Below are 12,032 nucleotides of genomic sequence, written 5' to 3' on the forward strand. Positions count from 1 at the left end.
GCCAGCGGGCAAGGATTGGTATGCGCGCTTGAAACAGCGCCCGGCTTTCAGACCCCTTCTGGGTGACTTGCTGGCGGGTCTTTCCCCCCCACCGCACTATGGTGATTTGGACTTTTAGGAGGGCGCTTTGGCCAAGACCGCGTCCAACCAAAAGATTCTTGATGCCGCCTCCGTCAAGCAACTTGCCTATGAACACGGCTTTGACGTCTGCGGCCTAGCCGACGCACGCGCCACGTGGGAGGCAGAGGCTAGGCTCCGCGCCTTTGTCGCAGCAGGCTATCACGGCTCGATGGGCTGGATGGAAGAAACGCTCGACCGCCGCAGCCACCCTACCGCCATGTGGGAGGGGGCAAAGACTGCGATCATGCTGGGGGTCAATTATGGGCCAGACCTAAACCCGTTGGATAAATTGGCACAGACCGAGCAAGCCAATATCTCGGTCTATGCCGGCGGGGATGATTATCATGATGTGATCAAAAAGAAGCTGAAGGCCTTTGCGGGGCTGTTGAATCGCCAAAGTGGCGCGGAAGTCAAAGTCTTTGTCGACACCGCCCCCTTGATGGAAAAGCCATTGGCGGCGCGGGCTGGCCTTGGCTGGCAGGGCAAGCATACCAATTTGGTCTCGACCGAGTTTGGCTCATGGCTCTTCTTGGGCTGCATCCTGATCGCTGAAGACCTGACACCTGATGCACCCAGCTCCGATCATTGCGGATCCTGCACAGCGTGCTTGGATATCTGCCCGACCAAGGCTTTCCCCTCACCCTATCAATTGGACGCACGGCGCTGCATCTCTTACCTCACGATTGAGCATGCAGGCCCGATTCCGGTGGAGTTCCGCGCCGCGATGGGCAATCGCATCTATGGCTGTGACGATTGTTTGGCCGCTTGCCCTTGGAACAAATTCGCGCAAAGCGCTCGCGAGACGAAATTGCAGGTGCGCGAGGCCTTGACGCAGCAGCGGCTGACAGATCTTGCCCGCTTGGATGATGCAGGGTTTCGCGCGCTTTTTGCCAAAAACCCGGTCAAGCGCATCGGCGTGGCACGCTTTTTACGCAATGTCGCCATCGGCCTCGGCAATAGCCACCACCGCGATGCTGTGCCTGCCGCCCAGCATCTTAGCCAGCATGAGAGCGCTTTGGTGCGCGGGGCCGCCATATGGGCGCTGAAACAATTGATGTCGCCCGAGGACTTTTCAGCTTTGGCAGAGACCAGTATGGCCTATGAGCTCGACGCGTCTGTCCGCGCCGAATGGGAACAGCCACTTTGAACCTCGCTACCAGCCCCGCGCCTCAGCCACGCCCGCTGACTAAAAAGCCAAAGCCTCGCAGCGGCTTTTGGGGGCGTTTGGGCAAAGTCATGCTCTTCCTCGCGCTGGCCCCCATCATCTGGACCTTAATCTATCGCTTCGTGCCCATTCCGGGGACATTTTTGATGGTCGAGCGCGCTTTCCAAGGCAAGGACGTGCGGCGCAACCCGGTCGCCCTCAATCAGATTAGCCCGCATCTGGTCTATTCGGTGATCGCGGCAGAAGATGCTAAATTCTGTAGCCATGATGGGTTTGACTGGGTCGCGATCCAGAAAGCGGTGAAGAGCAATGAGCGAGGGCGCAAGCTGCGCGGTGGTTCCACCATCAGCCAGCAGACTGCAAAAAACGTCTTTCTTTGGCCAGAACGGTCGTGGGTGCGCAAAGGCTTGGAGGCGGGCTTTACCGTTCTGATCGAGACCCTCTGGCCCAAGCAACGCATCATGGAAGCCTATCTGAACGTGGCTGAGTTTGGCCCCGGCATTTTTGGTGCCGAGGCGGGCGCGCTTTATCATTTCGGCAAACATGCCAAGGACTTGACCCCGATGCAGGCAGCCCGCCTTGCCGCCATCTTACCCTCACCGGCCAAATGGAGCCCGACGAAGCCATCTCGCCGCGTGGCGCGAAAAGCCAATGGCATTGTGAAAGGTGCCCGCATTGTGCGCGAAAGCGGTTTGGGCTCGTGCATCCGTATCCAACCCAAGAAGAAGCAGAAGTCATGATTGAGGAACGCGCGCTTCTAAACCGCATTGCTGAAGCTTTGGAGCGTTTGGCGCCGGCACCGGCACCCTTGCCGGCCCAAGATGGCCATGACGTCTTTGTCTGGCGCGGCGATCAGATGCGCTTAAGCCCCGTCGCCCAGCCCCGTCGCGTGCCCTTGAACTTGATCCAAGGGGTTGAGACGCAAAAGGCGCGGCTGCTTCTCAATACAGAGCGCTTTGCCGCCGGACATCCGGCTAATCATGCCATGCTGTGGGGGGCACGCGGCACGGGCAAAAGCGCCTTGGTCAAGGCCGTCCATCACCAGGTGTGCAAACAGCACCCCGGCCTCAAATTGGTTGAGATCGCGCGCACAGATTTGAAAAGCCTCCCCGATCTCGCCGATCGTTTGAGTGAGGCAGGCTGGCGCGCCTTGGTCTTCATAGACGATTTGTCGTTTGAAGGGGCAGATGAGACCTATAAGGCGCTGAAAAGCGTGTTGGATGGCGGCGTGTCGGGCGCCATGGCCAATCTTTTGGTCTATGTAACTTCCAACCGGCGCCATCTGATCAATCGCCCAGACGGCAACCAAGCCGAATTTCGCCCCGAAGAAACGGTTGAAGAACAAGTCGCTTTGCCCGAACGCTTTGGGCTGTGGTTGGGCTTCCAGAGCTTGGACCAGCCCACGTGGCTCTCGATCGTGCACGGCTATGCACACGCCCTCAACCTCGCCCCAGACGACCCTGAACTGGACCGCACCGCCCTACAATGGGCCGCCCAACGCGGTGCCCGCTCTGGCCGCAGCGCGTGGCAATTCGTGATTGACCGCGCCGGGCAACTGGGGCTCTCGGTCGATTTGGCAGATTAGGGTGCACCAAACCGCTTCTAAGTCTTTAGAAGCAGCCCCTCGCCGCCTCAGGTCGGGTTAGCGCTATTTGACCCCAAAAATGGCACCGGATCGACCGGCTTCGTGGCGTGGCGGACTTGGAAATGTAGGCGCGGGGAACGGGCGCGGCCGGTTTGGCCGACTTGGCCGATGACTTGCCCACGCGTGACGGTTTGGCCCTCACGGACATTGACCGAATTGGCGAAGGCATAGGCGGTCATATAGTCGCTGGAATGGCGGATCAGCACAAGCCAGCCATAGCCCGCCAATTGATTGCCGACATAAGCAACGGTGCCAGAGGCGGCAGCCTTAAAGGGGGTTCCCGCCGGGGCCTCAATCTCGATCCCATCAACCACGCGCAAATCCGCTTTAGTGCCGAAAGTCTCCACCACGCGACCGCGAACAGGCCAGATGAAATTGGGCAGTGCGGCAAGGTTATTGGGCGTGGCTTGTGGGCCAATCGCAGGGGCGCTTGGCCCCGGCTTTGGCTTTGGGGCCTCTGCGACAGGCCGTCTAGGCGGCGCTGGGGCTGGGGTGACGGGGGCGACAGGGCCCGCTTCAAGATTAGGCCGCAATTGGCCCGGCACAGCGCCGCTGACAGTCCTACCTGCAGCCATTTCACTGGCCAATAGGGTGACAAGATCTTGCGGCTCAAGACCGGTCAATTGGTCGCGCACCAAAGCAGGCAATATGACTTTCTGGCCTGGTTGTACCTTCACCGGGCGTGGAAAGCGGTTGAATAAGGCTAGCGAACGCTCATCCACGCTATAGCGCCGTGCAATTGCGGCAAAGCTTTCATTGCGGCGGACGATATGCACCTTCAGGGGGGGCAGTTTCAGCACTTGACCGGGCGCCAGGGCATAAGGTGGGCGCAAGCCATTGACTTGAATAAGCCCGGCTAAGGGCGAGCGGGTGCGCTCTGCAATGGCATACAGCGTCTCTCCCCGCATCACCCGCGTCTCGGTCGGAGGATTTTGCGGATCAAAGTCGGCCATGCCCGGCGCAGGCTGGGCGGCCACGGGCGAGAGGCCACTGGTGGCGAGGGCGGCTATAAGAAGAAGGCTGACGGCGCGACGCATGACCCAAGCTGTCGCACAACATGGTTAAGCAGGCGTTTCCGAGCGCGCGCAGGACCGGGTGTCAAACCTCGCGCGCGACGCCCGGCAAGAGTGGCACAAAGCGCACATCCATCAGCGCTTCTTCTTCAAAAACCCCATCCCCACGCAGGCGATAGCGGAGTAATTCCTGCACCGCCCCCGCCCCCACCGGGGCAACCAAAATCCCGCCCGGGGCCAATTGCGCCAGCAAGGCATCTGGCCGAACTGGGGCTGCACAGGTGAAGATAATGCGGTCAAACGGGCCTTGGTCTGGCCAACCCAAGCCCCCATCGCTGCATTTGGACACAATATTGGTGAGCTTTAGCGCTTCGTGACGGCTCTGGGCCAAGCGCAATAAGGTGCGATAACGCTCCAACGTAAAGACGCGACGGGCAAGCTTAGAAAGAATGGCCGTCTGATAGCCCGAGCCTGTGCCAATCTCTAAAACCTTCTCGCGCCCGGTGAGTTCGAGTGCGGCCGTCATTATGCCCACGACATAGGGCTGGCTAATGGTTTGGCCACATTCGATTGGCAAAGCCGCATCTTCCCAAGCCCGGCCCTCAAAGCCCGCCGACATGAAGACTTCGCGTGGGATGGTCTCAATCGCATGTAGGACTAAGGGGTCTGTCACCCCCGCTTTGCGGAGCGCGAGGACGATACGGGCGCGCCCATCTTCTTGGCTCATGCTTCCAATCCCTCCCGCAGGGCCGTTAAAGCGCCATGCTCGGTCATATCGATATGGAGCGGCGAAACCGAGATGCGGTTCTCATAAATCGCGAGAAGGTCTGAGCCGAGCGGCGGTTTAGAGAGCTTCCCGCGATAGCCGATCCAATAATAATCATTGCCGCGCAGATCGCTGCGCCGGTCAATCTGGTGAATACACTCGTCGCGAAAGCCTTGGAAGGTGGCCTCGAGGCCCGTGACATCTTCGGGTTCGCAATCGGGGAAATTGACATTCATCACAACGCCATCTGGCCAAGGCTTGGCCAAAAGCTTGCGCAAGACCTCTGCGCCATGGGCCTCTGCCGTGTGCCAGGGAATAGGGTGGCCGACGCGGAAATTGACCGCTTGGGACAGCGCAACCGACGGGATGCCCATTTGCATGCCTTGGACCGCCGCCGCAACAGTGCCCGAGACACTGGTATCTTCGGCAAGATTTTGCCCGCGATTGACGCCCGACAAAACCAGATCGGGACGGCCGCCCTTGACCAATTCATCAATGCCCAAAAGCACACAATCGGTCGGCGTACCCGAACAGGCAAAGCGACGCTCTCCCACGGTTCGGACACGCACAGGCTCCGTCAAGGTCAAGGCGCGCGACGCCCCAGACCGCTCAACCTCTGGCGCAACAACCCAGACGTCTGAGCTGAGCGCATGGGCGATACGTTCCAAAACCGCCAAGCCCGGCGCATGAATGCCATCGTCGTTTGAAATCAAAATGCGCAAGAAAGATCCCCTGTGGAACCAGAATCATCGGTTCAGCCTGATTGGCTTTGGCACGGGGTATCACTTCATGGACTGCTTCGCGAGCCTCTTATTCGGCGGCTTTCATCGCACCCAAAACTGCGCCTGCAATCATGCCATTGGCCATAAGATGGGCAGAGTCGAGAAGCAGAAGCCCCAAGGGTTCGTTGCCATAGGCATAATTATAAAGCCGGGCCGCGACCAGAAACAAAAGCCCCACCAGTGCACCCAGTTTCAAACCGGAAAGCCAAGTTGTTATGCCGCGGTCCTTAATCAGGAGACCGATGCCGATTGTGATCATGACCGGCATGACAGGACTTAAGGCCATCCGCCATTGTTCACCGGCCAATTGCTCTGGCGTATAGCCCGATAGAGCCATCCATTGGGCTGAAAACAGCACGCCATAAATAAGCGCGCCGACACTATAGATCGCCACAGAGGCAAGGATCAGCGGGACGAGCTTAATACCCAAGACGCGCATGTTACTTTTCCCCCGCCCTTTTGATAAAATTTTATCGAGACTATTACAAAAGCAAGGATGGCACAAAGCAAAAATTGGCGCAGAAGACTGAGCTGAAATCACTGAAAATACATAGAAAAAATCAGAAGATAGCCAGTAAAAATCTATACCTGAGAACACCTGCAATTCTTTTGAATTAGTTTTTTGTTTACCATACTCCTCAACAGGACGTTTAGAACTCACTGGTAGCGTGGTCAGGTATTCAAAACGAATACGGCTTGCTGAATGCAAGTGACAACCTAGTATGGATGAGGGCTAAGAAATGCTCAGCGTAAACACGAATCAAGGCGCCATGGTCGCGCTGCAAACATTGAACAAAACCAATTCTGAACTCGACAAAACCCAAAATGCAATTTCAACGGGTTTGAAGGTCGCCACCGCAAAAGATAATGGTGCGATCTGGGCTATCGCCAATAAAATGAGATCCGACGTCGGCGCTTATGACCGCGTCCGTGAATCAACCGATCGCGCAGCCTCTATCTTGGATACGGGCATTGCTGCTGGCGAAAGCATTATGGAACTTCTCAACGAGATGAAGGGCAAGGCCCTTGCTGCATCGCAAACGGGCTTGTCAGCTTCGGCTCAATCCGCTCTGGCTGCCGACTTCGCGCAATTGCGCGACCAAATCACCAGCATCATTGCCAATGCCGTATTTGACGGCGCAAACATGATTGCCGGCACACCAAACAACGCCGTCGCTTTGGGCGATGCCGCGGGCGGTAACACGATTACGGTTGCTGGCGTCAGTCTGGCGCTGGGTGGCAGCGTGGTCACCGTCACGGGAACCTCGGCACTTGATACCGCAGGCAACGCAACGACCGCGCTTGGCCTGGTCAACACCTCCATCACCAACTTGGGCACCCAATTGGCAACTTGGGGTGCTGGCGCAAAGCGCTTGGAAGTGCACCGCACCTTTATCGGCAAGCTGCAAGATGCGTTGAACAACGGCATTGGGGCCATCTCGGACGCCGACCTGGCCAAGGAAAGCGCAAAGCTGCAAGCTCTGCAAACCAAGTCGCAGTTGGGCATTCAGGCATTGTCGATTGCAAACAGCTCTTCGCAGGCCGCTTTGTCGCTGTTCCGCTAAAGAATATAAGAAGAAAAAAGTATCGTATAAATTGGCCCAAGCAGAAATGCTTGGGCCTTTTTTTCATTTACCTCAAATTGATGTGAGAAAAAATACCTACTCCATAAAATTGTATCCAATTATTAGAAGTATGTTTCATCTCCGGTGTTACCATCGCGTAGATCAAAATGATCGGTGCATCTGAAAGATGCATTTTAGTACGTTCCGGAGGATCAAGAATGATCAGCGTAAATACCAATCAAGGGGCCATGGTGGCCCTTCAGACTCTGAACCGCACCAACAACGAAATGGACAAGACGCAAAACGCGATTGCCACGGGTTTGAAGGTTGCGTCTGCCAAGGACAATGGTGCCTTGTTCGCCATTGCCAATAAAATGCGTTCTGACGTGACAGCCTATGACCGCGTGCGGGAATCGACTGATCGGGCAGCTTCCATCCTAGACACCGGCATTGCTGCTGGCGAAAGCATTATGGAATTGTTGAACGAAATGAAGGGTAAGGCTCTGGCCGGTACGCAGACGGGTAACTCCGCCTCTGCTCAAGCCGCATTGGCCGCCGACTTCCTGCAATTGCGCGACCAAATCACCAGCGTGATTGCCAATGCTTCGTTCGACGGCGCAAACATGATCCAAGCTACCCCCAACAGTGCGGTCGCTTTGGGTGATGCAGCCGGTGGGAACACCATCACCATCGCCGGGGCCAGTTTGGCCTTGGGTGGCACGACCATTACTGTGGCAGCGGGCGCGGTTCTGACCGACAACACCACATCGGCCACGGCCCTTGGCCAGGTCAATGCTTCCATCACGGCCTTGGGGACCCAATTGGCGACCTGGGGTGCGGGTGCAAAGCGCCTTGAGGTGCACCGCACCTTCGTTGGCAAGCTGCAGGATGCGTTGAGCAACGGGATCGGCGCCATTGTCGATGCTGACCTCGCCAAAGAAAGCGCCAAGCTGCAAGCCTTGCAGGTCAAGCAACAATTGGGCGTTCAAGCTTTGTCCATTGCTAATTCTTCGTCGCAAACGGCGCTATCTTTGTTCCGTTAAGTTCAAGAATAAATCTAAAATAGAATGGGCTTGGACATGTATAGTCCAAGCCCTTTTTTGTTTGTTAAACTGCTATTCCAGCCCAATTCTTCATTATATTTCGCCCTTACCAAGAGTTCGATAAAATTGTTTCTATTTGCAGAACAGAATATCCGCCAATGAAACCTAGTGTCTCCGCAAGTCTGAATGACTTTCATGCCTAAATGGCGTGACTTTAGTACTCGTAAGGAGATCAAGAATGATCAGCGTAAACACCAATCAAGGTGCCATGGTTGCCCTGCAGACCTTGAACCGCACCAACGACCAGATGGACAAGACGCAAAACGCGATTGCCACCGGCTTGAAAGTTGCTTCGGCAAAAGACAATGGCGCGCTGTTCGCCATTGCGAACAAAATGCGTTCGGACGTGACGGCTTATGACCGCGTGCGGGAATCAGCCGATCGTGCAGCTTCCATTCTCGACACCGGCATTGCCGCTGGCGAGAGCATCATGGAGCTGTTGAACGAAATGAAGGGTAAGGCTCTGGCCGGCACCCAAAACGGTAACTCTGCTTCAGCTCAGGCTGCTTTGGCTGCGGACTTCGTGCAATTGCGCGACCAGATCACCAGCATCGTGGCTAACGCGTCGTTTGACGGTGCCAATATGATTGCGGCAACCCCAAACAACGCAGTTTCTTTGGGTGACGCAGCAGGTGGTAACACCATCACCATCACCGGCGTCAGCTTGGCGTTGGGCAGCACCACCATCAGCGTTGCCGGTACGAACGTCTTGACCGACGCCACCACCTCGGCAGCAGCCCTGACCGCCACCAACAACTCCATCAACGCTTTGGGTACCCAATTGGCGACCTGGGGTGCGGGTGCAAAGCGCTTGGAAGTGCACCGCACCTTCATCGGCAAGCTGCAAGATGCTTTGAATAACGGGATTGGCGCCATCGTCGACGCCGACCTCGCCAAAGAAAGCGCCAAGCTGCAAGCCTTGCAGGTCAAGCAACAGCTGGGCGTGCAGGCTTTGTCGATTGCGAACTCTTCGTCGCAAACGGCGCTATCCTTGTTCCGCTAGGACCAAGAATAAACCTAAAATAGATTGGGCTTGGATTGCTTCAATCCAAGCCCTTTTTTTGCAATCAATGCTGATATTTGGCTGCTTATTTTATCGTATACTTGAACTTACCAAGAGTTCGGTAAAATTGATTCTATTTCAAAAACAGAAAATACGGGTCTGAGTTCTATCCTGCTGGGTAAGTCTAAATGGCTTCCACGCCTGAATAGCGTGCGACATGTACCAGTAAGGAGATCAAGAATGATCAGCGTAAATACCAATCAAGGCGCTATGGTTGCGCTTCAAACCTTGAACCGCACCAACAACGAAATGGACAAGACGCAAAACGCGATTGCCACCGGTTTGAAAGTTGCCTCGGCCAAAGACAATGGTGCCTTATTCGCGATTGCGAACAAAATGCGTTCAGACGTCGCGGCCTATGACCGCGTGCGGGAATCAGCCGACCGCGCAGCCTCCATCCTCGACACCGGTATCGCAGCCGGTGAAAGCGTGATGGAGCTGTTGAACGAAATGAAGGGTAAGGCTTTGGCTGCAACCCAAGTTGGTAACTCAGCTTCGGCTCAGTCCGCACTGGCTGCCGACTTTGCGCAATTGCGCGACCAAATCACCAGCATCGTCGCCAACGCTTCGTTTGACGGCGCGAACATGATTGCCGCCACTCCAAATAACGCGGTTTCTTTGGGTGACGCAGCAGGCGGTAACAACATCACCGTCAACGGTGCCAGCTTGGCCTTGGGTGGTGCAACGGTGACGGTTACGGCTACGTCGGCCGTTGATACCACCGGCAACGCAACAACCGCTTTGGGCTTGGTCAACACCTCCATCAACAACTTAGGGACCCAATTGGCGACCTGGGGTGCGGGTGCAAAGCGCTTGGAAGTCCACCGCACCTTCATCGGTAAGTTGCAAGATGCTTTGAACAACGGGATTGGTGCCATTGTCGACGCCGACCTCGCCAAAGAAAGCGCCAAGCTTCAAGCCTTGCAGGTCAAGCAACAGCTGGGCGTTCAAGCTCTGTCGATTGCCAACAGCTCTTCGCAAACAGCGCTCTCGCTGTTCCGCTAAGAACAACAATAAACTTAAAATAGAATGGGCTTGGATTAATGCAATCCAAGCCCTTTTTTTATTTAATCACGTGAATTTTATACATAGTTTCTGATCGGTTATACTTAGTTCAATAAAATTGTATCGAAGTTGAATACAGAAAATATCCCAGCTTCCCTTACCATGTCCGCGAGTCTGAAAGACTTTCGCGCCTGAACGGCACGAGACGCGTATGAGCTAGGAGATCAAGAATGATCAGTGTCAACACAAACCAAGGGGCCATGGTGGCCCTGCAGACGCTGAACCGAACGAACAGCCAGATGGAACGCACACAAACTGCGATTTCAACCGGGTTGAAAGTTTCGTCAGCCAAGGACAATGGCGCGCTTTTCGCCATTGCCAACAAAATGCGGTCCGATGTCGGTGCCTATGACCGGGTCCGTGAATCGGTAGACCGTGCAGCTTCCATTCTCGACACCGGCATTGCTGCGGGTGAAAGCATTATGGAATTGTTGAACGAAATGAAGGGTAAAGCCTTGGCAGCCACCCAATCGGGTAACTCTGCCTCTGCCCAAGCCGCTTTGGACGCAGACTTTGGTCAGCTGCGCAACCAAATCGTCAGCATCGTTGAAAACGCTTCCTTCGACGGTGCCAATATGATCCGGAACTTCCAAGCCAACGGTACAACGGCCAACGCCGTGAACGATGCGGTGGCTTTGGGTGACGCGGCGGGTGGTAACACCATCACTGTCGGGGGTGCAGGGATGCAGCTTCGGGCAACCACTGTGTCTGTTGGGGCTGGCGAAATCATGCGCTTTGGTCAAGACCAAAACATCTCGTCGACCGCCAACGCCACGACTGCCCTCGGTCTGGTCAACACCACGATCGATAACCTCGGGACGCGCTTGGCAACCTGGGGTGCAGGTGCAAAGCGCTTAGAAGTTCACCGCACCTTTATCGGTAAACTGCAAGATGCTTTGACCAACGGGATCGGGGCCATCGTTGACGCCGACCTCGCCAAAGAAAGCGCCAAGCTTCAAGCCTTGCAGGTCAAGCAACAGCTGGGCGTTCAAGCTCTGTCGATCGCGAATTCCTCTTCGCAAACAGCCCTCTCGCTGTTCCGCTAAGAGAAGTTCCAAAAAACTCTTGGGGCCCGGCAGCGATGCCGGGCCTATCTTTTGGTCGATCAAATCGACGTAATAAGTCTTAATTTTATCTAAAATGCGGTCGATTCCAAAAACCTTCCCTTGATGGTCCTGTGTTACCCTAAGGATGGGTCATTATGACCTAGGCACTTTAGTAGACGTGCCTGGTACACAAGAACTGGAGGGGACCGATGGCGACATCGGCCTAGGATCGGATGAACATCGAGACGAAGAACATCTCGCTGGCACAAACCGCACCAATTGCCCCAATACGTCCGGGGCAGGAGGCGGTTGTCGTGCAACCAGCGTCCAAAAACATTCGCAATCAGCAAACCAACGACCGCGCGCCATCCAATGATTACAAGCGCCCGGAAGGCTTGAAAGCCAATTCTGAGCCCGTCGAGACGGTGCAAGATGAGCTTGAGGCACAGCAACGTATTGCCATGGTTGAAAAGATCATGGGCACCAACAAATCCTTGGTGATTGAAAAGAACAAAGACTCCCAAGGCTTCATCTATAAATCAGTGGATCGGGTGACGGGCGAAGTCACGCGGATCTGGCCGATTGAAGATTTGGCAAGTACGTTGACTACTCTGGCTGCTGATGAAGAACGCGCCGCGATGCGTGGCGTGATGATCGACGCAAAAGCTTAAAACAGCTTGCGTTCAAAAAATGTCGACG

13 protein-coding genes and 1 pseudogene are annotated in these 12,032 nt (G+C 55.6%); 10 read left to right on the plus strand and 4 right to left on the minus strand.

Translation table 11 applies throughout. The annotated features are described in order from the left end of the window. From IOB61_RS07795 to IOB61_RS07810, 4 genes and pseudogenes are all read left to right on the plus strand, one after another. Nucleotides 1-118, plus strand: a pseudogene (locus IOB61_RS07795) (glutathione S-transferase family protein); the annotation flags it as partial. Between the two features lie 9 nt (nucleotides 119-127). Continuing rightward, nucleotides 128-1,267, plus strand: a complete 1,140-nt coding sequence (gene queG, locus IOB61_RS07800; RefSeq protein WP_290814719.1) for a tRNA epoxyqueuosine(34) reductase QueG — start codon at nucleotides 128-130, stop codon at nucleotides 1,265-1,267. Nucleotides 1,268-1,344: 77 nt separating this feature from the next. Next, nucleotides 1,345-2,025, plus strand: a complete 681-nt coding sequence (gene mtgA, locus IOB61_RS07805) for a monofunctional biosynthetic peptidoglycan transglycosylase (RefSeq protein WP_290814808.1) — start codon at nucleotides 1,345-1,347, stop codon at nucleotides 2,023-2,025. Beyond that, nucleotides 2,022-2,870 carry an ATP-binding protein gene (locus tag IOB61_RS07810; protein ID WP_290814722.1) on the plus strand — a complete coding sequence of 283 codons (849 nt, stop codon included), beginning with the start codon at nucleotides 2,022-2,024 and terminating at the stop codon, nucleotides 2,868-2,870. Before mtgA ends, IOB61_RS07810 begins: the two co-directional genes overlap by 4 nt. Nucleotides 2,871-2,917: 47 nt before the next feature. Here IOB61_RS07810 and IOB61_RS07815 read toward each other — a convergent pair whose 3' ends face one another. From IOB61_RS07815 to IOB61_RS07830, 4 genes are all read right to left on the minus strand, one after another. Next, entirely contained in the window at nucleotides 2,918-3,967 is a 1,050-nt protein-coding gene (locus IOB61_RS07815) for a LysM peptidoglycan-binding domain-containing M23 family metallopeptidase (protein WP_290814725.1), read from the minus strand. A gap of 61 nt (nucleotides 3,968-4,028) precedes the next feature. Continuing rightward, nucleotides 4,029-4,670: a protein-L-isoaspartate(D-aspartate) O-methyltransferase gene (locus IOB61_RS07820; protein ID WP_290814728.1), complete on the minus strand. Its 642-nt coding sequence runs from the start codon at nucleotides 4,668-4,670 to the stop codon at nucleotides 4,029-4,031. Further along, nucleotides 4,667-5,431, minus strand: a complete 765-nt coding sequence (surE, locus tag IOB61_RS07825; RefSeq protein WP_290814731.1) for a 5'/3'-nucleotidase SurE — start codon at nucleotides 5,429-5,431, stop codon at nucleotides 4,667-4,669. Before surE ends, IOB61_RS07820 begins: the two co-directional genes overlap by 4 nt. Before the next feature lie 88 nt (nucleotides 5,432-5,519). After that, complete coding sequence (locus IOB61_RS07830) at nucleotides 5,520-6,200, minus strand: DUF1761 domain-containing protein (protein WP_290814734.1); 681 nt, start codon at nucleotides 6,198-6,200, stop codon at nucleotides 5,520-5,522. Between the two features lie 31 nt (nucleotides 6,201-6,231). On the opposite strand from IOB61_RS07830, the gene IOB61_RS07835 reads away from it, so the two are divergent. The 6 genes from IOB61_RS07835 to IOB61_RS07860 all read left to right on the plus strand — a co-directional run bounded on the left by IOB61_RS07835 (nucleotide 6,232) and on the right by IOB61_RS07860 (nucleotide 12,004). Then, nucleotides 6,232-7,056 carry a flagellin gene (locus IOB61_RS07835; RefSeq protein ID WP_290814737.1) on the plus strand — a complete coding sequence of 275 codons (825 nt, stop codon included), beginning with the start codon at nucleotides 6,232-6,234 and terminating at the stop codon, nucleotides 7,054-7,056. Nucleotides 7,057-7,274: 218 nt separating this feature from the next. Next, nucleotides 7,275-8,099: a flagellin gene (locus IOB61_RS07840; RefSeq protein WP_290814740.1), complete on the plus strand. Its 825-nt coding sequence runs from the start codon at nucleotides 7,275-7,277 to the stop codon at nucleotides 8,097-8,099. A 238-nt stretch (nucleotides 8,100-8,337) separates the two neighbouring features. Next, nucleotides 8,338-9,162, plus strand: coding sequence for a flagellin (locus IOB61_RS07845; protein WP_290814743.1), 825 nt, complete (start codon nucleotides 8,338-8,340; stop codon nucleotides 9,160-9,162). A 240-nt stretch (nucleotides 9,163-9,402) separates the two neighbouring features. Next, a complete protein-coding gene (locus IOB61_RS07850) occupies nucleotides 9,403-10,227 on the plus strand; it encodes a flagellin (protein WP_290814746.1) in 825 nt (274 codons plus the stop codon). Between the two features lie 230 nt (nucleotides 10,228-10,457). After that, nucleotides 10,458-11,333 carry a flagellin gene (locus IOB61_RS07855; RefSeq protein ID WP_290814750.1) on the plus strand — a complete coding sequence of 292 codons (876 nt, stop codon included), beginning with the start codon at nucleotides 10,458-10,460 and terminating at the stop codon, nucleotides 11,331-11,333. Nucleotides 11,334-11,566: 233 nt separating this feature from the next. Further along, on the plus strand, nucleotides 11,567-12,004 hold the full coding sequence (locus IOB61_RS07860; protein ID WP_290814753.1) for a hypothetical protein: 438 nt from the start codon (nucleotides 11,567-11,569) through the stop codon (nucleotides 12,002-12,004). Nucleotides 12,005-12,032: the final 28 nt, after the last annotated feature.

This window comes from Aquidulcibacter sp. (genome assembly GCF_020253525.1).
Taxonomy (GTDB): Bacteria; Pseudomonadota; Alphaproteobacteria; order Caulobacterales; family Aquidulcibacteraceae; genus Aquidulcibacter.

Bases quoted from the DNA above. Each gene is read 5' to 3' on its own strand.
- IOB61_RS07815 (WP_290814725.1), bottom strand. From the start codon at position 3,967: ATGCGTCGCGCCGTCAGCCTTCTTCTTATAGCCGCCCTCGCCACCAGT.
- IOB61_RS07850 (WP_290814746.1), top strand. From the start codon at position 9,403: ATGATCAGCGTAAATACCAATCAAGGCGCTATGGTTGCGCTTCAAACC.
- IOB61_RS07820 (WP_290814728.1), bottom strand. From the start codon at position 4,670: ATGAGCCAAGAAGATGGGCGCGCCCGTATCGTCCTCGCGCTCCGCAAA.
- IOB61_RS07860 (WP_290814753.1), top strand. From the start codon at position 11,567: ATGAACATCGAGACGAAGAACATCTCGCTGGCACAAACCGCACCAATT.
- IOB61_RS07835 (WP_290814737.1), top strand. From the start codon at position 6,232: ATGCTCAGCGTAAACACGAATCAAGGCGCCATGGTCGCGCTGCAAACA.
- IOB61_RS07855 (WP_290814750.1), top strand. From the start codon at position 10,458: ATGATCAGTGTCAACACAAACCAAGGGGCCATGGTGGCCCTGCAGACG.
- IOB61_RS07845 (WP_290814743.1), top strand. From the start codon at position 8,338: ATGATCAGCGTAAACACCAATCAAGGTGCCATGGTTGCCCTGCAGACC.
- IOB61_RS07810 (WP_290814722.1), top strand. From the start codon at position 2,022: ATGATTGAGGAACGCGCGCTTCTAAACCGCATTGCTGAAGCTTTGGAG.
- IOB61_RS07840 (WP_290814740.1), top strand. From the start codon at position 7,275: ATGATCAGCGTAAATACCAATCAAGGGGCCATGGTGGCCCTTCAGACT.